General features: G+C 67.7%; 19 protein-coding genes. 5 read left to right on the top strand and 14 right to left on the bottom strand.

The features are described from left to right. From MJ605_RS12550 to pyrF, 3 genes are all read left to right on the top strand, one after another. On the top strand, window positions 1-618 hold the full coding sequence (locus MJ605_RS12550; protein ID WP_243041864.1) for a TetR/AcrR family transcriptional regulator: 618 nt from the start codon (window positions 1-3) through the stop codon (window positions 616-618). A gap of 222 nt (window positions 619-840) precedes the next feature. Continuing rightward, the gene (gene ettA, locus MJ605_RS12555; protein ID WP_243041865.1) at window positions 841-2,508 is read left to right on the top strand and encodes an energy-dependent translational throttle protein EttA; all 1,668 of its coding nucleotides are present in this window, start codon (window positions 841-843) and stop codon (window positions 2,506-2,508) included. A 169-nt stretch (window positions 2,509-2,677) separates the two neighbouring features. Beyond that, window positions 2,678-3,490, top strand: a complete 813-nt coding sequence (pyrF, locus tag MJ605_RS12560) for an orotidine-5'-phosphate decarboxylase (protein ID WP_243041982.1) — start codon at window positions 2,678-2,680, stop codon at window positions 3,488-3,490. Window positions 3,491-3,498: 8 nt separating this feature from the next. Here the strand turns inward: pyrF and MJ605_RS12565 are convergent, their stop codons facing one another. The 14 genes from MJ605_RS12565 to def all read right to left on the bottom strand — a co-directional run bounded on the left by MJ605_RS12565 (window position 3,499) and on the right by def (window position 17,984). Next, on the bottom strand, window positions 3,499-4,260 hold the full coding sequence (locus MJ605_RS12565; protein WP_243041866.1) for a Crp/Fnr family transcriptional regulator: 762 nt from the start codon (window positions 4,258-4,260) through the stop codon (window positions 3,499-3,501). A 234-nt stretch (window positions 4,261-4,494) separates the two neighbouring features. After that, complete coding sequence (locus MJ605_RS12570) at window positions 4,495-4,809, bottom strand: RebB family R body protein (protein WP_243041867.1); 315 nt, start codon at window positions 4,807-4,809, stop codon at window positions 4,495-4,497. An 81-nt stretch (window positions 4,810-4,890) separates the two neighbouring features. Then, window positions 4,891-5,217 carry a RebB family R body protein gene (locus tag MJ605_RS12575; RefSeq protein ID WP_243041868.1) on the bottom strand — a complete coding sequence of 109 codons (327 nt, stop codon included), beginning with the start codon at window positions 5,215-5,217 and terminating at the stop codon, window positions 4,891-4,893. Between the two features lie 72 nt (window positions 5,218-5,289). Beyond that, window positions 5,290-5,781 carry a hypothetical protein gene (locus tag MJ605_RS12580; protein WP_243041869.1) on the bottom strand — a complete coding sequence of 164 codons (492 nt, stop codon included), beginning with the start codon at window positions 5,779-5,781 and terminating at the stop codon, window positions 5,290-5,292. A gap of 26 nt (window positions 5,782-5,807) precedes the next feature. Beyond that, window positions 5,808-6,026 carry a hypothetical protein gene (locus MJ605_RS12585; RefSeq protein WP_243041870.1) on the bottom strand — a complete coding sequence of 73 codons (219 nt, stop codon included), beginning with the start codon at window positions 6,024-6,026 and terminating at the stop codon, window positions 5,808-5,810. Window positions 6,027-6,053: 27 nt separating this feature from the next. After that, complete coding sequence (locus MJ605_RS12590) at window positions 6,054-8,201, bottom strand: hypothetical protein (RefSeq protein WP_243041871.1); 2,148 nt, start codon at window positions 8,199-8,201, stop codon at window positions 6,054-6,056. A 55-nt stretch (window positions 8,202-8,256) separates the two neighbouring features. Continuing rightward, window positions 8,257-8,898, bottom strand: coding sequence for a hypothetical protein (locus MJ605_RS12595; protein ID WP_243041872.1), 642 nt, complete (start codon window positions 8,896-8,898; stop codon window positions 8,257-8,259). 46 nt (window positions 8,899-8,944) lie between these two features. Continuing rightward, window positions 8,945-9,178, bottom strand: a complete 234-nt coding sequence (locus MJ605_RS12600; RefSeq protein ID WP_243041873.1) for a RebB family R body protein — start codon at window positions 9,176-9,178, stop codon at window positions 8,945-8,947. Next, the gene (locus tag MJ605_RS12605; protein ID WP_243041874.1) at window positions 9,171-9,842 is read right to left on the bottom strand and encodes an RNA polymerase sigma factor; all 672 of its coding nucleotides are present in this window, start codon (window positions 9,840-9,842) and stop codon (window positions 9,171-9,173) included. The genes MJ605_RS12600 and MJ605_RS12605 overlap by 8 nt, the downstream gene beginning before the upstream one ends. A gap of 82 nt (window positions 9,843-9,924) precedes the next feature. After that, window positions 9,925-11,055, bottom strand: coding sequence for an acyltransferase family protein (locus MJ605_RS12610; RefSeq protein WP_243041875.1), 1,131 nt, complete (start codon window positions 11,053-11,055; stop codon window positions 9,925-9,927). Window positions 11,056-11,104: 49 nt separating this feature from the next. Continuing rightward, on the bottom strand, window positions 11,105-11,887 hold the full coding sequence (locus MJ605_RS12615; protein ID WP_243041876.1) for an AcvB/VirJ family lysyl-phosphatidylglycerol hydrolase: 783 nt from the start codon (window positions 11,885-11,887) through the stop codon (window positions 11,105-11,107). Then, complete coding sequence (mprF, locus tag MJ605_RS12620; RefSeq protein ID WP_243041877.1) at window positions 11,884-14,490, bottom strand: bifunctional lysylphosphatidylglycerol flippase/synthetase MprF; 2,607 nt, start codon at window positions 14,488-14,490, stop codon at window positions 11,884-11,886. Before mprF ends, MJ605_RS12615 begins: the two co-directional genes overlap by 4 nt. Before the next feature lie 257 nt (window positions 14,491-14,747). Then, entirely contained in the window at window positions 14,748-16,745 is a 1,998-nt protein-coding gene (locus MJ605_RS12625) for an OPT family oligopeptide transporter (protein ID WP_243041878.1), read from the bottom strand. A 699-nt stretch (window positions 16,746-17,444) separates the two neighbouring features. Continuing rightward, window positions 17,445-17,984, bottom strand: a complete 540-nt coding sequence (def, locus tag MJ605_RS12630) for a peptide deformylase (RefSeq protein ID WP_243041879.1) — start codon at window positions 17,982-17,984, stop codon at window positions 17,445-17,447. A 205-nt stretch (window positions 17,985-18,189) separates the two neighbouring features. Between def and MJ605_RS12635 the strand changes: the two genes are divergently transcribed. Together MJ605_RS12635 and MJ605_RS12640 are read left to right on the top strand one after the other, a co-directional pair. Next, the gene (locus tag MJ605_RS12635) at window positions 18,190-20,265 is read left to right on the top strand and encodes a carbon starvation CstA family protein (protein ID WP_243041880.1); all 2,076 of its coding nucleotides are present in this window, start codon (window positions 18,190-18,192) and stop codon (window positions 20,263-20,265) included. Between the two features lie 10 nt (window positions 20,266-20,275). Beyond that, a complete protein-coding gene (locus tag MJ605_RS12640) occupies window positions 20,276-20,473 on the top strand; it encodes a YbdD/YjiX family protein (protein ID WP_243041881.1) in 198 nt (65 codons plus the stop codon). Window positions 20,474-20,529: the final 56 nt, after the last annotated feature.

The following is a 20,529-nucleotide window of genomic DNA, read 5'->3' on the forward strand; positions in this document are numbered from 1 at the left end:
GTGCCGCGCGCGCTCAGCGAACAGGAAACCGAAGCCTTCCGCGAACGCCTGTGCGAGGCGGCGGCGCGGCTGTACGTGGAGGAAGGCCCGGCCGCGGTCACCATGCGCCGCCTCGCTGCCGAGGTGGGCAGCGGCACTATGACGGCGTACCGCTACTTCGCCAACAAGGAAGAGATCATCACGGCAGTGCGCACGCGCGGCCTCCACCGTTTCTCCGAGGCGCTGGAACGCGCGCTGGACTCGCCCGGCGACGGCCGCCAGCGCTCGCGCGCCGTGCGCGACGCCTATATCGCCTTCGCGCGCCGGAACACCGCCACCTACCGGCTGATGTTCGAATACCCCGAAACCAACCGCACCGACCCCGCCTACCGTCAGGCATACGAGCGCATGTGGCGCACCATCGCCGCGCATGTGGAGGTGCTGGTGGCCGAAGGCACGGTCGACGCCGACCCCGCCATCCTCGGCCACCAGATCTGGGCCGCCCTGCATGGCGCGGTAATGCTGGAGATCGCCGGCCTGCTGCCGGAAGGCTACGACGCGGCCTCGCTGCATACGCGCACGGTGGGGACGCTGTTCGAAGCGGCCAGGCCAGGGGGCCAAGGATGGGGATGGGGGTGAGGCATGTATTGGCCCTGGCGTGGGTGCGCTCCCCTCACCCGGAGGGAGAGTGAGCCAGAGCCAACGCGCCCGCCAGCTTTGCCAGCGCCCCCAGCACCCCCATATCCCCCCTGCCCCGTCACCGGGCCGCCCCCACAACCCGCTATAATGCGCGGTTTGTTACCCACTCTGACGCACCCGCCAGCCCCGCCGGCCGGTGTCGTGCACGCCGCCGGAGGCTCCATGAGTTCGCAATTCATCTACACCATGAACGGGGTCAGCAAGATCGTTCCCCCGCAGCGCCAGATCATCAAGGACATCTCGCTCAGCTTCTTCCCCGGCGCCAAAATCGGCCTGCTGGGCCTGAACGGCGCAGGCAAGTCCACGGTGCTGCGCATCATGGCCGGCGTCGATACCGACTACCAGGGAGAGGCCCGGCCACAGCCGGGCATCAAGGTCGGCTACTTGGCGCAGGAACCGCAGCTCGACCCGGAAAAGACCGTGCGCGAGGTGGTGGAGGAAGGCGTGTCCGTCATCCTTGACGCGCAGAAGCGCCTGGAAGAGGTCTACGCCGCCTATGCCGAGGAAGGCGCCGACTTCGACAAGCTGGCCAAGGAACAGGAACAGCTGGAAAACCTGCTGGCGGTGAACGACGCCCACGCGCTGGAGCGCCAGCTGGAAGTGGCCGCGGACGCGCTGCGCCTGCCGCCGTGGGACGCCAGGATCGGTCCGTTGTCCGGCGGCGAGAAGCGCCGCGTGGCGCTGTGCCGCCTGCTGCTGTCCAAGCCGGACATGCTGCTGCTGGACGAGCCCACCAACCACCTGGACGCCGAATCGGTGGAATGGCTGGAGCACTTCCTGCAGGACTACCCCGGCACCGTGGTGGCGGTCACCCATGACCGCTACTTCCTGGACAACGCCGCCGAGTGGATCCTCGAACTGGACCGCGGCCGCGGCATCCCCTGGAAGGGCAACTACACCGAGTGGCTGGAACAGAAGGACCAGCGCCTCAAGCAGGAAGCCCAGCAGGAGAAGTCGCGCCAGAAGGCGATCGAGAAGGAGCTGGAGTGGGTACGCTCCGCCGCCAAGGGCCGCCAGTCCAAGGGCAAGGCGCGCCTGAACCGCTTCGAGGAACTGAATGCGGTCGAGTACCAGCGGCGCAACGAGACCAACGAGATCTTCATCCCGCCGGGCGAGCGCCTGGGCAACGAGGTGATCGAGTTCAAGAACGTCTCCAAGGCCTTCGGCGACCGCTTGCTGATCGACAACCTCTCGTTCAAGATGCCGCCGGGCGCCATCGTGGGCGTGATCGGCCCCAACGGCGCCGGCAAGTCCACCCTGATGAAGCTGATCACCGGCGTGGAGAAGCCCGACACCGGCGAGGTGAAGCTGGGCCACACGGTCAAGCTCGCCTACGTGGACCAGTCGCGCGGCGCGCTCGACCCGAAGAACAACGTGTGGCAGGAAATCTCCGGCGGTGCCGACATCCTCACCATCGGCAACTTCGAGATCCAGTCGCGCGCCTATATCGGCCGCTTCAACTTCAAGGGCACCGACCAGCAGAAGATCGTCGGCAACCTGTCCGGCGGCGAGCGCGGCCGCCTGCACCTGGCCAAGACCTTGCTGCAGGGCGGCAACGTGCTGCTGCTCGACGAACCGTCCAACGACCTGGACGTAGAAACCCTGCGCGCGCTGGAAGACGCGCTGCTGGAATTCCCCGGCTGCGCGATGGTGATCTCGCATGACCGCTGGTTCCTCGACCGCATCGCCACGCACATCCTGGCGTTCGAGGGCGATTCGCACGTGGAATTCTTCCCGGGCAACTACAACGAGTACGAGGCGGACAAGAAGCGCCGCCTGGGCGACGAGGCAGCCAAGCCGCACCGCGTGAAGTACAAGAAACTGGCGTAAAGCCGCTGTTGCTCCCTCTCCCCCTTGGGGAGAGGGCTGGGGTGAGGGGTCATGGCCGACCCCGATCCTCAAAAGAACCACACTACGATTAAGCAACACCGCAAGATTGTCCCCTCCCCAACCCTCTTCCCAGAGGGGAGAGGGAGTGAAAAGCAGCGAGGAGAACGCCATGCACTTCATGCAATCCCTCCACCAGGCATGGAACCGCCATCGCTCCCTGGTCTGCATCGGCCTCGATCCCGAGCCCGCGAAATTCCCCGCCCACCTGCACGGTCGCGCCGACGCGGTGTTCGCGTTCTGCCGCGACATCGTCGACGCCACCGCCGACCTGGTGTGCGCCTATAAGCCGCAGATCGCGCACTTCGCCGCGCTGCGCGCGGAGGACGCGCTGGAGCGGCTGATCGCGCATATCCACGACAAGCACCCGGGCGTGCCGGTGATCCTCGACGCCAAGCGCGGCGACATCGGCAGCACCGCGCAGCACTACGTCGCCGAGGCGTTCGAGCGCTATGGCGCCGATGCGGTCACCTTGAACCCCTACCTGGGCCGCGACTCCATCCAACCCTTCCTCGACCGCGCCGACAAGGGCGTGATCCTGCTGTGCCGCACCTCCAACCCGGGCGGCGCGGACTTCCAGGCGCTGGACTGCGGTGGCCGGCCGCTGTACCTGCGCGTGGCCGAGACCATCGCGCGCGACTGGAACGCCAACGGCAACTGCGCCCTGGTCACCGGCGCCACCTGGCCGGAGGAGCTGGGCAAGGTGCGCGCCGTGGTGGGCGACATGCCGTTGCTGGTGCCGGGCATCGGTGCCCAGGGCGGCGACGTGGAGGCCGTGCTCGCGCATGGCCGCACCGCGAACGGCACCGGCCTGATGATCTCCTCCTCGCGCGCCATCCTCTACGCCGGCGGCGGCGAGGACTTCGCCCAGGCCGCGCGCGCCGCGGCGATCGAGCTGCGCGACACCATCAACCGCTATCGCTGAGTGACGCGCTACGGGCGGCGTTCCGGCGCATAGGCCTTGCGCCGCAGTTGCTCGAAGTCGTGCACGTGCAGCACGTTGCGGTCACGGCTGATCAGTCCGGCACGTTGCCAGCCCTGCAGCAAGGCGTTCAACTTCGGGCGGCTTGCGTTTAGCATGGCCGCCAGGATGCCCTGGGTAGGCGGCAATTCGATCTGGGCATCGCCGCGTTCGCGCCCGCTCCGCTCGGAGGCATCGAGCAAGTAGCGCGCCAGCCGCGATTCCAGACTGTACAGGCACATGGTTTCCAGCGCCTTGGCGGTGCGACTCACGCGCCCGGCCAGCAGCATCAGCACGCGATTGAGGAACAACGGCTCGGCCAGCAGGCCGATCAGATGGCTGCGCCGCAATAGCAGCACCGTGACCGTGCCCGCCGCCACAGCGGTGAAATGATGGCAGTTCGCACCCAGCAGCGCGCTCTCGCCAATGGCCTGGCCGGGGCCGGCCATGTCCACGATCAGCTCGCGTCCGTCGGGCCCGTACAGGATGGCGTAGACCACGCCCTCCACCACCAGGACCGCGAAGTCGGCGGGATCGTTCTTGCGGAACATCAGTTCGCCGCTGGCCAGCTGGCGGCCCACGGCGCGCTCCGCCACATCGTCGACCAGGACCGCCGGCAGGCCCTCGAACAACGCGGACTGCGCCAGCAGCATGCGGCGCCTGTCCACGCTCAAGATGGTCGAGCGCACCGTGCGCGCAGCAGTGCGCGACGCGTGCCGCGTTGCCAATTCCATGCTGGTTGCCCCCTTGCGGATGATTGCGGCGCAACGCATCCGTGCGTGGCCCCGATCACCCCTAAGACCGGATTTCCATGCCCGGACCGCCCGCGAAAGCCGCCATCCAGCCCTGGGTCCGGGAATCTCGTTCTCCTAAGCTGCCTCGCCCCGGATAACGGGGATGTGATCGGGGGAGGCCATCGGCGGGCCGGACAGGCGATCCACCCGTCCGGTCCCGCCAAGCGCGCCTGCTCAGCTGCTGCGGAACGCGTTCAACACGCTCAACAGGCTGGTCAGGTTGTCAGCCACGCCGCCCTGCGCCACCTTTTCGCTGGCTGCGCCGGTGGCGGTGGTATCGAGGCTGTAGATCTGCATCACGCCCTGGTTCGCGGCCGCCTGCGACAGGGTGTTCTGCTGCTGCTGCGCCGAGACGGCGTTCTCGAACAGGATGCCCGTCGAATGGGCCATGGTCTGGTAGATCGAGCCCATGGCCATGGCCGGCGCTTCGGCGACGACCTTGACGTTGGCCTGGGTGACGGCATCGGTGATCTGGCTGTTCACGGTCATGATTCAACTCCATCCAATAAAGCGGCGATGGCCGCGGAAAAAACGAAGAGATGCCCGCGCCGCGCCAGCGCGCGGCGGTCATCACTGGTTGCTGAAGGCATTCATGACGCTCAGCAGGCTGGTCAGGTTGTCGGCCACACCACCCTGCGCCACCTTCTCGGTCGCCGACGCCGTCGCGGTGGTGTCGAGGCTGTAGATCTGCATCACGCCCTGGTTCGATGCCGCCTGCGACATGGTGTTTTGCTGCTGCGACGACGACACCGCGTTCTCATAGAGCACGCTGGTCGAGTGGGCCATGGTCTGGAAGATCGACCCCATGGCCATCGCCGGCCCTTCGGCGATGACCTTTACGTTGGATTGGGTAACCGCGTCGGTGATCTGCGAATTGACGGGAATGGCGATAGGCATGTCGTTGCTCCTTTGGTTGGGTACGGCGATCCCGTACATGGAAGTGAAACGATCCGCGGCACCCGCTGTGAATCAGCGCTTGCGCCGCACGCCGGCCTGATGTGCGCCACTTGTGCTGGCGGGGCCGCCGCCGGTGGCATGGCCCGGGGCATGTGCGGATGGCGATGGCGGTTGCGTGTGCGGATGGGAGGACGGCTCCGCTTCGCCCTGGGGATGCCGATGCTTGTGCTGCAGGCCCTTCAGCGCCGTCACCGCTTCGATCACCTGCTCGACCGCCTGCTGCTCGGTGTCGCGCTGCTCCGCCAGTTGCAGCAGCGCCGCCCGCGCCTCCTCCGTACCGGTACGGATCGCCTCGAGCGCGTGCGCGTGGCCGCGCTCGACGATCTCTGCCGCGCGCACCAGGCTGATCGCGACTTCGCCTCGTGGTGGCGTCGCCGGCTCGGGCGGTGGCGGCGATACCAGCGGCGAATAGGTCGCGCGCGGCCGCTCCGCCCGGGTCAGCGCGAGCAGCAGCTTGATCAGTTCGCGTAGGCCGTCGAGCTTGTCCTGGTCTATCCCGTTCATGCACGCATCTCCACAAGTCGCCCCGATCAGCGCATCCGCGCGGCCAGCAGGCGCGCCAGCGCCAGCAGCAGCCGCTGTTCGCGCGAGCGTTTCGGCCGCGGCGCCGGTGCCGAGCGGCCCGGCACCGCCGGTTTCGCCGACGGCGCGGTCGCAGGCACGGGGGATCCGTCCTCCGCGGCGATGCCGCCGCCGTTTCCTTCCTGATACAGGTGGTCGACGATCTCGTCGCCCAAATGCATGGTCATGGCACGTCCTCCGTTAGGGTTCGCCGCTCATGCGCCCGGCACGTCGGCGCGCTGCAGGCCGATCACCGAAGCCGGCGACTTGTAGCCTTCCAACCGCTCGATGGTCCGCCTGGCGAGCGGGACCGCGTCCTTGACGCCGCCGACGGTCGCATCCCAATAGGCCGAGGCGATCAGCAGCAGCAGCTTCTGCAACTGGTCCAGCGTGTCTTCCAGCAGCCGTTCCTGGCCGATTGGCAGCAGGTTGTAGGCGAGCAGCAGCAGCATGCGCAGAAACTCGTCCTGGATGTCGCTGTGCTCCACGCCTTGCCCGTCAGCGCCGAGCAGGTACGAACGCCAGTTGCGAAACACCGTGTAAACCCGCGTCAGCGCCTGGTAACGCACGCCGGACTGCGCCGACTGGCCGACGATGCCGGTCACCAACTGCGCGTAGAACGTGTAGTAGAGGTCCAGTCGTGCGTCCTCGCAGCACGCCGGCCCGAGCGCGGCCGCAAGGTAGCCGCGGAGGGTCGGCTTGACGTCGTCCGCGGCCAGCACGCTCTCCATCGTGCCGGCGCGCTGGCTGGTCGCCAGGTAGAACGCGATCTGCTGCTCGGTCAGGGTATCGCTGGACATGTAGGCCACTGCGGTGGATGCGGCGGCCAGCACGCCGGTATCGATATAGCCGTCCAGATGGCGGAACCCGCGGTTGATCCGGTACGACTCGCCCGAAGCGAACAGGCCGGCGGCGCCGGTGATCGCGTTGCTGCCCAGGTTGGTGTCGAACGCCAGCACGGGATACTTCGCCGCCATGTAATGGCGGTAGTAGTAGTCGTGCCCCAGGCGGAACGTATACGGCGACCGCGCGGCAGTAAGCAGTTCGTACCAGCTGGTCGACTGCCCCGGATCGGCCGGCGTGTCGAACGTCTCGCTGAGCGCCATCACGCTGCGCTTGCCGTTGTAGGCAACCAGCTCGCGGCTGCGCTCGCCGTTGATGCCGAAGCGCCGCAGGCGGCAGCCGCGGTGAGTCAGCGAGCCGCTGAGGAACAGCTCGTCGAACAGGCGCGAAAACAGGCCCGCCCCGAAACCGGGGGCGCCCTGGCTACCCGCGCCCTCGGTGGCCTGGCGCTCCTTCGCGGTCTGTGCGCAGCGGGCGATGTAGCGCGCCATGGCCCGGTAGAACTCCGCATCCGGCGCCGGGTCGCCGTAGGCGAGGTAGTAGCCGATCAGCGAGCGGTGGTCGGCGGCGGTACTGGCGCCTTCGCCGTTGTGGATGTGCACGACCATGCTCTTCGAGTGCTTGGTATTGAGCGCGTTCGCCAATGCGTCCTGATTCTTGCGCAGGAAGGCGAACAGGGCGGCGTAGTCCGCGACGCGGTTCTCTACCCCCAGCACATCCAGTCCTATCGTGCTGGCCAAGTGGGGATCGGTCAGCTGGGGAAGCAGCTTGTCCAGCTCCTCGGCCAGCCGCCTGCCACCCAGGTAAGCCGCAGGCGTGTGCACGAGGGCGCGGTACTGCGTGCCGTTCGCCGCGTTGAAGGCCTGGATCTTCTCGTCGAGCGTGGGAATGTCGCTTGCGCTCGCCGGTATCTGGATGTGCCGGATGCCCTGCCCCAGCAGGTACCCGAGCGTGACCGTGATCCATTTCTGGTACTGCGCCTGGCCCTGTTTCGGATCGGCGCGCACGCGGTCGACCATGCTCGAGCGCGTCTTGTAGGCATCGTCGAACGGCGTGAACTTGTTGCTGCTGTAGATCTTGCCGTTGAAGTAGCGCATCAGCGCCAGCATCCAGCGGCGGTCCTCGCCGCTGCTGGCCAGGGCCGCCTGCATCGACTGCTGCGCGGCGCGGTAAAGGCCCGGATCGGTCACTGGCAGCCCGTCGATGCCTTCCTGCGGACGCATGCGCTGTGCGATCAGCACGCAGGCGATATAGATGTTTTCGGCCGCGCATTCGCCGCGCTCGTAGCTCGTCTTGTCAGCGCGCCGCGCCAGCAGGTCGAACGGGTTGGACTCCAGCATCAGCCGCAGCGCCTGGTCGAACAGCAACTGCTCGCCCTTGTCTTGGTCCGCGCCGGCCAGCCACCCGGCCAGCGACAGGCCGGTCTTGCCGCGTACCGGCAAGATGCCGCCCAGATGACTGTGGTAGTCGAACGGGTATTCGTAGAGGCGGGTCGGTGCGGAAAGCTTGAAGTAGGCCATGGGAACTCCTCGTGACTCGGTGAGCGAGGCAGGGCGGCGAGTGCCGCCGACGCCTTCATTGCGATGGCGTCGTCTTGCGCCCGGCGAGCACGCCGCTGTACTTGGCGATGCTCTGGTCGATGCGGTCGATGGCGAAGCCGGCCGATTCGGCTTCCATCGCGCCGGCCGCCGCCGCCACCGCGGCGGCGGCGGCCATCAGCAGGTCGGTGGCGACGATGCCCAGCGCATCCTCACCGGCCTGTTCCAGGTTCTGCTCCGCCAGCGCCTGGGTGAGCTGCTTGAGCAACACGCCCTGGCTGGCCAGCACCAGCTTGCTTACGCCGTCGAAGTAGTGGGCCGCCGCCTGCGCCACCAGGCCCGAGGCCTGGCTGATCATCATGTCCGGCCCCAGTGCGATCTGCGCGGGCGCATAGCCAATCGTCTCGGCATTGCTTAACTGCACGGCCTGCACGATCGCCGGCTGCAGCGCGCTGGCATCGGGCGCGGCGGCGGCGTTCTGCGCGAGCATCTGCGCCGTCATCGCCGAGCGCACGCTTACCGGCGGATCCGTGCGCGGTGGCGATGGCGATGGTGGTGGCGACGGCGGCGGTGGCGCGGCCGGGCCCGATGCAGGAGCGCCCGGATTGCCGCTATCCTCTCCGCCGCTCGCGGCCCGGGGCGTCCGGTTGCCGGAGATCCATTTCGACCAGAAGGCCATGTCGGTTCCTCTATGCCAGAGCCTGGTTGTCGTTCCTCGAGCACGCTTAGGTCTTCTCCGCGATCGACATGATCATCGTCACCGCGCGCGAAACCACGGCGTTGGAAATCTGGTTGAGCGCCTGCTGGCTGTGCACCGCGTTCTGCAGGGCGAGTCCCGTCGAATGGCTGGCGACCTGGTAGAGCGAGGCAACGGCCTGGGCCGGAGCCTCCGCCACCACCTTCACGTTGGTCTGGGTGATCGCGTCGGTGATCTGGGCATTGACTTGAGGGTCAGCCATGACGGTGTCCTTTGTTCGGCGGTGTTGGCAGGTTGCGGCGCGCGCCGCTGCTCTTGTCGTAACGCTCGCCGCCGCCGTTTGTGAAAACCGGCGGACGCGAGGACCCGCGCCGAGGCGGTGCCGCCTGGCCGACCTCAGCGCGCAGGCGATCGCGGATCAGTTGCACGCGCTTGCGCAGCAGCGGCTGGTTGACGCCCAGGCGTTCGGCGATCTGCGGATACGGCAGGTCGTCGATGAAGCGGAACGCGAACAGCCGGCGCTGTTCGGGACTCATCGCGTGCAGCACGGCCTCCACGCGGGCGATCTGCTGCAACAGCTCCAGCCGCTGCATGGCGGATGGCGCGAGGTTGCCTTCGCCGGACAGCACCGCGCCGTCAAGATCGACGCTATCGTCGAATACCTGACCTTCGCGCGCGCTGCGGCGCAGCCCATCGACGAATACGTGGCGCAGCACGACGAACAGGAAACCCTTGGGATGCTCCATGAAGCGCGGCCGATGGCGCATGAACTGCAGCGCCTTCAGCGCAGTCGCCGCCAACAGCTCGTCGGCGCGGTCCGGATGTCCGCCAGTCAAGCGGCGCGCGCGCCGCAGCAACATCGGATGATGCGCGCGCCACGCCTGTTCGAACTGCTCGTCACTGCCGTCGCTGGTTCCGCACTCCATCGCTTGGCTCCTCCCCTCGGCGTGAGGAAGGGAGTTTGTGCATGCACCACACCGCCACGCTGTTCCCTACGTGACAGGTTCTTCAAGCGGCCGCGCCAACCTTGCCGGGACGAAGCAGTTGCCCGCGCAACCAGCCTTCCGCGGGCATGGAGAGATGGCGCTCCGTCCAATGGCCGAGCAACCAGCACAACGGCAGCGCCGGCAGATACCACAGGAAGCCGGTCGCGATTTCGCCGCCGGCCGCCTTGTACGCATGCACCGACGCGAACACCACGAACATGTGGGTGAGATAGATCTCGTAGCTCAGGCGTCCCCATGCTCGCAACCAGCCGAATCCGCGCATCGGTGGCGCACCGTCGCGCCAATGGCTGGCCAGCACCAGGCACAACGCCGATGCGGTCAACACCAGCATGTAACCGTTACGCAACAGTTGCCACAGCCACGCGCCCTGCAGCATCACCAGCGCAAGCCCCAGGGTGCCCAACCAGCCCAGCAGGCGCGCGGTTCTCGCTGGCACCGAACGGCAATGCGCCGCCAGCAGTGCCCCGAGCACGCCGGTGGCGATCGCCGCCATGCCCGGCAGATACGCTTTCTCCTGCCAGATCTCGTTGCCTTCCAGCGCCGCGCGCGCAAACGGCAGCGACAGCGCCAATGCGACCAGCATGGGCGCCAGCCCCCAGGTGCGCCGCACCGCCAGGCACGCGAGGGGGAACCCGAGATAGAACACCTCCTCGATCGACAGCGACCACAACACGTCCCAGCCACCCGGCAGATAGCCGGTGACGCCTTCGTACCAATTCAAGTGGAACCCGAGCGCCGCCACGATGGCGCGCGGCAGCGACTGCCCTTCGCGCCGGATCACGTAGTCCGGTATGCCTAACAGGTGCAGCAGGCTCAGCAGCGCGACCAGCGCCAACAGGCAGGGCGCGATGCGCGAAAAGCGCCGCGCGTAGAACGCGCGCAGGTCGATCCGAGCCAGCGAACCGTGGCGGCGTAGCGCATGGCTCGCGATCAGGAACCCCGAAATCACGAAGAACACGAACACGGCTTCGTAGCCGTTATGGTTCAGCGCGTTCAACCAGGCCGCAGGCAGCGCGTCGGCCAGCAAGGTCTTCTTCAGCGGAATGCGCAGCCCCAGGTGGTGAAGCACCACCAGCAGGATCGACAGCCCGCGCAGCAGATCGATGCCGGCGTTGCGCGGGCGACCCTCCATTCCGGTGGCTCCCATCGGCTCCCCCTGACGGGCCGCGCCCGCGCGAGCGTCAGTGCGCGGCAGGCGGCAGGTCCTCGATCATCTGCCGGGCCAGCCCCTCGTAGTTGTAGTCGAAGTGGTGGTCGCCACTCTTCTCGTACACCTTCACCCAGGATGGCAGCCTGGGATCGGCGCAGATGGTACCGGCCTTGTCCTTGACACCGTAGTAGCACACCACTGGCGGATGGCCGCCGAGCGCTTCGAGCGGCGGCATCGCATCGTAATGCCGTACCGGATTGAGCCACTGGAAGAGATCCTGCGTGCGGGTCTTCCACCAGCCCTCGCGCATATAGCCTTCCATCTCGATCTCGAAGTTGACGTCCTTGCTGGGCGAGAGCATCACGATCTGCGCGATGCGCGCGCGCCCTTCCGGACTCATCTGGTCCACGATGGACGGCAGCACGTCGGCCCCGAACGAGAAGCCGATCAGCCACACGCGCTTCTTGTCGTCCTGCGCCAGGATGCGCGCGACCAGGGCATCGAGGTCGGCGGCCGAATCGGCCGCGGAGCGCTCGCGCCAGTAGTACTGGAGCAGGCTCACCCCCATCACCGGGATGCCATGCGAGGCGATGATCCTGCCCAGCGACTGGTCGAGGTCGCGCCAGCCTCCATCGCCGGAATAGAAGATCGCCACCACGTCGTCGCGGCCGGGCAACGGCGCCGCATGGGGCGCGGCCGGCACCTTCACGATCGACTCCTCCAGCGTGGCGCGGTGCCAGGGCTGCCAGGCCCACAGGCCCGCCGCAGCGGCGATCACCAGCACCAGCGCGATCCACTTCAAGATTCGTTTCAACGGCGCACCATGCCCGAGAGACCACCCGAGATGAGGCTGGCCAGGTTGGCGAACACCAGCGGCAACGCAATGCCATTGGGTACCGCCAGGTAGCGAGGCTCCCACACGGGATCGAATTTATCCTTGTACCTGTGCAGGCCCTGGAAGTTGTAGAAGCGTTCGCCGCGGCCGAACAGCATCGCGCCGAGGCGGTTCCACAACGGCGCGTTGCGGCGGCTCTGCAAGCCGGAGAACGGTGCCATGCCAAGGTTGAACCAGCGATAACCCTGCGCCTTGGCCCACTGCATCAGTTCCACGAACAGGAAGTCCATGACGCCGGAGGGGCTGTCGGGCAGGTGGCGCATCAGATCCAGCGAGGCTTCTTCCTTGTTGTCGGTAAGCAGCAGGTTGGCGAAGGCCAGCAACTGCTCGCCCTGCCACACCAGGGCCATCGGCGTGCGCTGCAGGTAGCGCGCATCGAAGGCGCCCAGCGAGAAGCCTTTCTCGCGCACACCCTTGTCGCGTATCCACGCGTCGGAGATGACTTTCAGCCGCGGCAGCATCGCCGCCACCGCCTCGGCCGGGATGATCTCCAGCCGCATGCCCTCGCGGGTGAGCTTGTTGATGGTGTTGCGCAGCACCTTCTTGGACTTGCCGTCGAGGTTGAAGCTCTCCAGCGGCACGCGCGCCTCCTCGCCGATCTTGAGGAGGTTCATGCCGGTTTCCAGGTACAGGTCCAGGTCTTCCGGGCGCACCTGGTAGAACAGCGGCCAGCCGCCCGCGCGCTCGCACAGGTCGCGGAAGGTCCATACCAGCTCGCGCCGCGCGTCCTCGTCCTCGCCCACCGGGTCGCCCATCGCCACCCAGCTGCGGCCTTCCACGTCGTACATGATGAAGGCCCTGCCCTCCGGGTCGAACAACAGCGTCTTGTCGCCCATCAGCGCCAGGTGCGCCTGCGCGGAGGAGTAGTGCTTGATCAGCGGCAAGGCCCTCTGCAGCTCCGCCTCGCCGGGCAGTTGCAGGTGCGGCCTGGCCGGGCGGATCAGGTTGGCCAGCGCGAACAGCAGGCCCGCCGCCGCCGCGCCCACCAGCGCGCGCAGCGCGCGCGGCGCGCCGCCATGGTAAAAGCTGAATTCCCACCAGAGGTTGTTGCTGTATTCGACGTGCTTGTAGCTGAAGCCCACCAGCCAGCCCGCGCACACGAACACGGCGACGATGGCGATGATCCAGCCCCACGAGAAGCTCGCGCTGAACAACGAGGCGCGCCGGTAGAACAGCTGGTGGGCCGGCGCCAGCGCCAGCGCCAGCAGCGACAGCAGGGTGGCTTCCTCGTAGTCGATGCCCTTGAGCAGCGACAGCACCGCGCCCAGCACCAGCAGCACCAGGGTGAGCACGTAGGCCGCGTCCAGCCGGCGCTGCAGGCCGCGCGCCAGGATCAGCAGCATCATGCCCACCACGCTGGACAGGAAGTGCGATACCTCCAGCACCGCCAGCGGCAGCACGTCGCGCAGGATGGCCATGCGCGAGGGCAGCGCGGAGGTGGCGCCGGAGAACAGCAGCACCGCGCCCGACACCAGGGTCAGGCCGGCGAAGAACGGCGGCAGCAGGCCGGTGAACCACGGCGCCAGCAGCGCCTTCTGGCGCAGGCCGCGCGCCTCGCGCCACAGCACCACCACGGTCGCGGCGAACAGCGGCAGGAAGTAGTAGATCAGGCGATACGCCGCCAGGGCGCCGAGGATGGGCGCCTCCAATCCCTGGTTGCCCGCCGCGCCGAAGCCGGCCAGCATCACCGCCTCGAACACGCCCAGGCCGCCGGGCACGTGGCTCACCAGGCCGGCGATCTGGGCCAGCACGAAGATCGCCAGGAAATGCGCGAAACCGGTGTCCACCTGGTTCGGCATCAGCAGGTAGAGCACATAGGCGGCCAGCCCCCAGTCCACCGCGCCGACCAGGATCTGGCGGGCGGCGACCTGGAAGGACGGCAGACTCAGCCGCCAGCGCCAGATCCGCAACGGCCGGCGCAACAGCCGGTTGCCCACCAGCCACAGCAGCGGCACCACGGTAAGCACGACGGCCACGGGGAAGCGCAGGCCGGCCAGCGGCAACGTCGGCGGCACCGGCACCAGCAGCAGGGTAACCCCGGTGAGCGCGCACAGGCCCAGCCAGAAGCTCAGCGTGCAATAGAGCACCACCCTCGCCACTTCGGCGGTGGACAGGCCGGCCTGGATGTAGAAGCGGTAACGGATGGAGCCGGAAATCAGCAGCGCCATGCCCAGCGCATTGCTGAAGGCGTAGCTGATGAAGGAGATCAGGCTGACCTGCTGGCCCGGCAGGCGCTTGCCGATGTAGGCCAGCCCGAACCAGTCGTACAGGATCATCACGCCATAGCTGCCCGCGGTGAGCAGCACCGCCAGCGCGAGGCGGTAGTTCTCCAGGCCGTGCACGTAGCGGGCCACCTCGCGGTAGCTCACCTCGCTGGCCAGGCGGTGCAGCGCCCACAGCGCCAGGCACAGCATGGCCACCGACAGCAGGGGACCGGCGAGACGGCGCAGCCGGGCCACCAGGCCAGGGCGAGCCGTCACCTCACCGGGAATCGAGGCGTCAGCCCCTGTCTGCTCCACCACGCGTTTACCGCCTCCGCATCAATCAGCGCAGAACACCGGAATGCCGCCGGACAAGCCTGGCCCGCCACGCCAGCGAACACTGGCTCCGGGACCCACCCGGAGGCGCTGGCGCCCGGATATCGGCGGGATGGCGGCTTGTTCGGACCATCCTTGACTGCGACCGTCTAGGATAGCCGGTCAGGACGCTCTCCTGTTCGATCGTGGCAGGGCGAAATGACACTGGTTGCGGCCGCTTCAGCCGCCGCAACCGCCGGCGGTCACACCTTGCCGTTCAGGCCCTGGGCCATCCGGGCCACCCAGCGGTACATCACGAACACGATGGCGGCGAAGGCGATGCCGCCGATCCATTGCGCCGCCCCGGCGAAACCGTCGCCCACCAGGGCCAGCGGCGCCCCCTTGCCGGACAGGCCGACGATGAAGGCGATCACCACGCCGATCACGCTCTCGCCCACGATCAGGCCGGAGGCCAGCAGCACGCCCAGCTGCTTGGTGCTCTCGGGCCGGGCCGAGCGGTCCGCGCGGCGATCGAAATACCAGCCGACCAGCGAGCCCACCACCACCATCAGCGTGCTCACCGTGGGCAGGTAGATGCCCAGGCCCACCGCCAGCGGCGGCAGGCTCAAGCGCTTGGTGGCGCGTCGCAGCACCTCGTCCACCGCGATGATGGCGACACCGATCCAGATGCCGGTGACGATCAGGCTCCAGTCGATGTTGTTGGTAATCACACCCTGCGCCAGCGCCGAGATCAGGCCCGCCTGCGGCGCCGGCAGCGCATGGGCGCCCGCCCCGGCCACGCCGACGAAGCCATAGGCCCTGTTGAGCAGGTCCAGCACCGGCGGGATCACCGCCGCGCCGGCCACCACGCCGATCACCAGCGCCACCTGCTGGCGCCACGGCGTGGCGTCCACCAGTTGGCCGGTCTTGAGGTCCTGCAGGTTGTTGTTGGCGATGGCCGCCACGGTGAACACCACCGAGGTGATGAACAGCGCGAACGCCACCAGCGCCTTGCCCGCCGACGGATCGACGTGCGGCTTGACGAACGCCACCAGCAGCAGCGCCGCGGCGATCACCACCAGGATGCCCACGCCCGACAGCGGGCTGTTGGACGAACCGATCAGGCCGGCCATGTAGCCGCATACGGTGGAGACGAAGAAGCCCATCAGCACCACGAAGGCCACACCGCCGATGGCCAGCACCGCCACGTGGTCGCCCAGGCCGCTGATCGAGCCGAAATAGCCCAGCAGCCACGCGATGGGCACGAAGCAGGCCAGGGTCACCAGGCCCACGATGCCGATCGGGATGTCGCGCTCGGTGCGCGGCAGCGTGTCGGCCTTGCCGGCCTTGCGCACGCGCGAGGCGGCCATGGCGCTCGCCAGGCCGCTGATTACCGGCTTGACCAGCTTGGCCAGGGTCCAGATCGCCGAGACGCCGATGGCGCCGGCGCCGATGAAGCGCACCTTGTGGCTCCAGGTCGCCTGGGCCAGGTCCGCGACGGGCGCGGCCAGGTCGCCCAGCAGCGAGTAGTGCGGCACGCCCCAGACCCAGCCGATCACCGCGCCGACCAGCATCGCCACGCCCACCGACAGGCCCACCAGGTGACCGATGGCGAACAGCGCGAAGGACAGGTTGAAGTCGAAGCCGCTCACCGCGCCCTTGCTGCCCACGCGGAAGTACTGCACCACGTCGCTGGCGAACACCTGGGTCGCCACCACCACCGCGAACACCGCCGACACGATGGCGCCCCACAGCACGGCCAGCAGGCCGGCGCGGCCCTCCTCCACACTGCCGGCATCCGCCTCGTCGCCGCTGCCCACCTTGAGCACCTCGGCGCAGGCCAGTCCTTCCGGGTACGGCAGGTCGGAGGTGGTGACCAGCGCGCGGCGCAGCGGGATCGAATACATCACGCCCAGGATGCCTCCCAGCGCGCACACCGCGAACGAGGTCCAGAACGGAAAGTCCGCCCACCAGCCGATCATGATCATGCCGGGCAGCACGAAGATGATCGACGACAGCGTGCCCGCCGCCGAGGCGATGGTCTGCACCACGTTGTTTTCCTGGATGGTGGAATCCTTGAATCCGCGCAGCAGGGCCATCGAGATCACCGCCGCCGGGATCGAGGTGGCGAAGGTGAGGCCGGCCTTGAGGCCGAAAAAGACATTGGCCGCGGTGAACACCACCGTGATCACCACGCCGAGGATGAGACCGCGGACGGTCAGCTCTTTGCGCACTTCGGCGCCGGGATGGTTGCCGCTCACGAATTCACGCCCGTCATAGTGGAGATTTCCCCTGCTCGATCATGGATGCACCGGCCCCGCCGGGCGGCGGGCCAACGCGTAGGGTTGCCGCAATCGGGCACAGAAGCAACGGGTTGGGTATTCCGTGGGACTGAAGGCTCGCCCGCGAAACGTGCTGCGTTGCAAAAGCATGTCTTACCGCGCCGTCGCAAGCCCCACCCCTCACCCCAGCCCTCTCCCCGGAGGGGAGAGGGAGCAAGAACACGGCAGCCTCATCTGCTTTAAGCCCTCAGTGCATCGCCGCCCCGCGGGGTAGCCGCGGTATGTAGCGGAAGGAGACACGGATTCGGCTGGCGAGAACCTTCAAGGCTTGTATGCCGCGCAGTGCTGCGCCCCCTCACCGCCACGGCGCGTTGCGGGGTAGCGGCGCCGTTCGAGGTAGCACGTCACTGATCCGGCTGGTCTCAGGCTTCCGGGCTTGTATCCAACCCATCGCTCAGAGCCTGTCAGGCCATTCTCTTTGGGTTACTTTTCTCTTGGGCCAGCAAGAGAAAAGTGACTCGGCGGCCGGCAGGACGTCGAAACGCCCGCCGCGTAGGCGGCAACCTGGCGATAAGGCGACAACCGTGACCCATCGCTACTGGATCCCGGCCTGCGCCGGGATGACGTCAAAGACCGAGGCGATAGGAGTCGCGCATAGGGTGCGCTCCTACAGGTGGACTACTCGTCCACCCCCGGGTCCATCCCCGGAAACAGCACGTCGGTATAGCCAAACTTGCTGAAATCAGTGATACGCGAAGGATACAGCCGGCCGATCAGGTGATCGCACTCGTGCTGTACCACGCGGGCGTGGAAACCCTCGGCGGTGCGGTCGATCCGGCCGCCCTGGGGATCCAGACCCTGGTAGCGGATCAGCGTGTAGCGGTTCACCGCGCCGCGCAGGCCGGGCACCGAGAGGCAACCCTCCCAGCCCTCCTCCATATCCTGCGAGAGCGGCGTGATCGCCGGATTGAGCAGGATGGTGCGCGGCACCGCCGGCGCGTCGGGATAACGCTCCGAGTGATCGAAGCCGAAGATCACCAGTTGCAGGTCCACGCCGATCTGTGGCGCGGCCAGGCCCACGCCGCCGGCCTCGTGCATGGTGTCGAACATGTCCTGGATCAGCACATCCAGTTCGGCGCTGCCGATCATCGCGTCGGGCACCGGCGGCGCCACGCGCAGCAGCCTCGGATCGCCCATCCTCAGAATCTCGCGAATCATGGAAAACCTCGTCCAGTCATGAACTTGCAAATGGCGAAGGCATCGCCGCCGCTCTCGCCAGTGTAACCGCCACGCCCAGCCGTGGCGCGCCGCGTCATCGCAAGGGCATTCGACCAAAGGCTAATGTTGGCCGGCGCATAATGGCATTGACCCCCGCGACGGCCGGGACGACCCTTGCCGGGGACTTGTCCAGGAGCGAACCCGCATGTCAACCGTCGTCGTCAAACCGAGCCCGGCAGGCAAGATCCTGTGGGCCGTCATCGCCATCGTGGGCGCCTGGTGCCTGGGCGTGGTCGCCCTGCGTCGCGGCGAGCCGATCAACGCGATCTGGCTGGTGGCCGCCGCCATCGCGGTATTCGTCATCGGCTACCGCTTCTACAGCAAGTTCATCAACGAGCAGGTGCTGCGGATGGACCCCAGCCGCGCCACGCCCGCCGTGCTGCGCAACGACGGCCTGGACTACGTGCCGACCGACAAATGGGTGGTTTTCGGACACCACTTCGCGGCCATCGCCGGCGCCGGTCCGCTGGTGGGCCCGGTGCTCGCCGCGCAGATGGGCTACCTGCCCGGCACGCTGTGGATCCTGTTCGGCGTGGTGTTCGCCGGCGCGGTGCAGGACTTCATGATCCTTGGCCTGTCGGTGCGCCGCGACGGCCGCTCGCTGGGCAACATGCTGCGCGACGAGCTCGGGCCGACGGCCGGCGTGGTCGCCATGTTCGGCGTGCTGGTGCTGATGATGATCGTGCTGGCGGTGCTGGCGCTGGTGGTGGTCAAGGCGCTCACGCACAGCCCGTGGGGCACCTTCACCGTGGCGGCGACCATCCCGATCGCGCTGCTGATGGGCGTCTACCTGCGCTGGATCCGCCCGGGCAAGATCCTGGAAGTGTCGATCATCGGCCTGGTGCTGCTGCTGGCCTCGATCTGGTTCGGCTCCCACGTGGCCGCCTCGCCGAGCTGGTCGGCGGTGTTCGACTTCGACGCCAAGGGGCTGGCATGGCTGCTGATCGCCTACGGCTTCTGCGCCTCGGTGCTGCCGGTATGGCTGCTGCTGGCGCCGCGCGACTATCTCTCCACCTTCCTCAAGATCGGCACCATCCTGCTGCTGGCGCTGGCCATCTTCCTGGCCGCGCCGACCCTGCAGATGCCGGCGCTGACCAAGTTCATCGACGGCACCGGCCCGGTGTTCCAGGGCAACCTGTTCCCGTTCCTGTTCATCACCATCGCCTGCGGCGCGGTGTCGGGCTGGCATTCGATCATCGCCTCCGGCACCACGCCCAAGCTGCTCGCCAACGAGGGCGAGGCGCGCATGGTCGGCTACGGCGGCATGCTGATGGAAGCCTTCGTGGCCATCATGGCGCTGGTGGCGGCCGCCTCGCTGCACCCGGGCGTGTACTTCGCGATGAACTCGCCGGCCGCGCTGATCGGCACCACCGCGCAGGACGCCGCCACCGCCATCAGCCAGTGGGGCTTCGTGGTGACGCCGGACGAACTGCTCAACACCGCGCAGAACATCGGCGAGAAAAGCATCCTCAGCCGCGCCGGCGGCGCGCCGACGCTGGCGGTAGGCATGGCCCAGCTGCTGCACGGCATCATCCCCGGCGAGGGCATGATGGCGTTCTGGTACCACTACGCGATCCTGTTCGAGGCGCTGTTCATCCTCACTACGGTGGATGCGGGCACCCGCGTGGGCCGCTTCATGATCCAGGAGATCGCCGGCCTCATCCACAAGCCGCTGCAGCACACCGAGTCGTGGACCGGCAACCTGCTCGCCACGGCGATCTGCGTGGGCCTGTGGGGCTATTTCCTGTACCAGGGCGCGGTCGACCCGCTGGGCGGCATCAACACGCTGTGGCCGCTGTTCGGCATCGCCAACCAGATGCTTGCCGCGGTGGCGCTGATGCTGGCCACGGTGGTCACGGTCAAGCTCAAGCGCGAGCGCTATGTGTGGGTGCCGGGCATTCCCGCGATCTGGCTGGTGGTGTGCACGCTCACCGCCGGCTGGGAGAAGCTCGTCGGCCCGATCAGCTTCACCGCCGCCGCGCAGAAGTACGCACAGGCCGCCGCCGACGGCAAGCTGCTGGCCCCGGCCAAGACCGCCGAGGAAATGCAGCGCATCGTCACCAACAACTACGTCGACGCCGCGCTCACCGCCATCTTCATGCTGCTGGTGCTGGCCATGGCGGGCTTCGCCATCGCCGCCATCCTCAAGGCCTGGCGCATCAACCATCCCACCGCGCACGAGGAGCCGTACGTGGCGCTGGGCAGCGTGCCCACCCATTGAGGGCTGCGAGATGAACGTTCCCGACCTGCAAGCGATCCGGAAATGGGCGGTGCAGACCGCCCGCCTCTGCTGCGGCATCCCCGACTACGATGTCTACGTCAGGCACCTGCGCGAGCACCATCCCGAGCGCCCGGTGCCCAGCTACAAGGAGTTCTTCCGCGAGCGGCAGATCGCCCGCTACAAGGGCACCGGCGGCCGCTGCTGCTGAACCGCACGGACGCGACCCGGGCCATGCCCTCGCCGGGGCATGGCCCTTTTCATGGC

This window comes from Dyella sedimenti (genome assembly GCF_022760995.1).
Classification (GTDB): Bacteria; Pseudomonadota; Gammaproteobacteria; order Xanthomonadales; family Rhodanobacteraceae; genus Dyella; species Dyella sedimenti.

Excerpts from the sequence above, each read along its gene's own strand:
- ettA (WP_243041865.1), top strand. The coding sequence starts at position 841 with ATGAGTTCGCAATTCATCTACACCATGAACGGGGTCAGCAAGATCGTT.
- pyrF (WP_243041982.1), top strand. The coding sequence starts at position 2,678 with ATGCACTTCATGCAATCCCTCCACCAGGCATGGAACCGCCATCGCTCC.
- MJ605_RS12565 (WP_243041866.1), bottom strand. The coding sequence starts at position 4,260 with ATGGAATTGGCAACGCGGCACGCGTCGCGCACTGCTGCGCGCACGGTG.
- MJ605_RS12570 (WP_243041867.1), bottom strand. The coding sequence starts at position 4,809 with ATGACCGTGAACAGCCAGATCACCGATGCCGTCACCCAGGCCAACGTC.
- MJ605_RS12575 (WP_243041868.1), bottom strand. The coding sequence starts at position 5,217 with ATGCCTATCGCCATTCCCGTCAATTCGCAGATCACCGACGCGGTTACC.
- MJ605_RS12580 (WP_243041869.1), bottom strand. The coding sequence starts at position 5,781 with ATGAACGGGATAGACCAGGACAAGCTCGACGGCCTACGCGAACTGATC.
- MJ605_RS12585 (WP_243041870.1), bottom strand. The coding sequence starts at position 6,026 with ATGACCATGCATTTGGGCGACGAGATCGTCGACCACCTGTATCAGGAA.
- MJ605_RS12590 (WP_243041871.1), bottom strand. The coding sequence starts at position 8,201 with ATGGCCTACTTCAAGCTTTCCGCACCGACCCGCCTCTACGAATACCCG.
- MJ605_RS12595 (WP_243041872.1), bottom strand. The coding sequence starts at position 8,898 with ATGGCCTTCTGGTCGAAATGGATCTCCGGCAACCGGACGCCCCGGGCC.
- MJ605_RS12600 (WP_243041873.1), bottom strand. The coding sequence starts at position 9,178 with ATGGCTGACCCTCAAGTCAATGCCCAGATCACCGACGCGATCACCCAG.
- MJ605_RS12605 (WP_243041874.1), bottom strand. The coding sequence starts at position 9,842 with ATGGAGTGCGGAACCAGCGACGGCAGTGACGAGCAGTTCGAACAGGCG.
- MJ605_RS12610 (WP_243041875.1), bottom strand. The coding sequence starts at position 11,055 with ATGGAGGGTCGCCCGCGCAACGCCGGCATCGATCTGCTGCGCGGGCTG.
- def (WP_243041879.1), bottom strand. The coding sequence starts at position 17,984 with ATGATTCGCGAGATTCTGAGGATGGGCGATCCGAGGCTGCTGCGCGTG.
- MJ605_RS12635 (WP_243041880.1), top strand. The coding sequence starts at position 18,190 with ATGTCAACCGTCGTCGTCAAACCGAGCCCGGCAGGCAAGATCCTGTGG.
- MJ605_RS12640 (WP_243041881.1), top strand. The coding sequence starts at position 20,276 with ATGAACGTTCCCGACCTGCAAGCGATCCGGAAATGGGCGGTGCAGACC.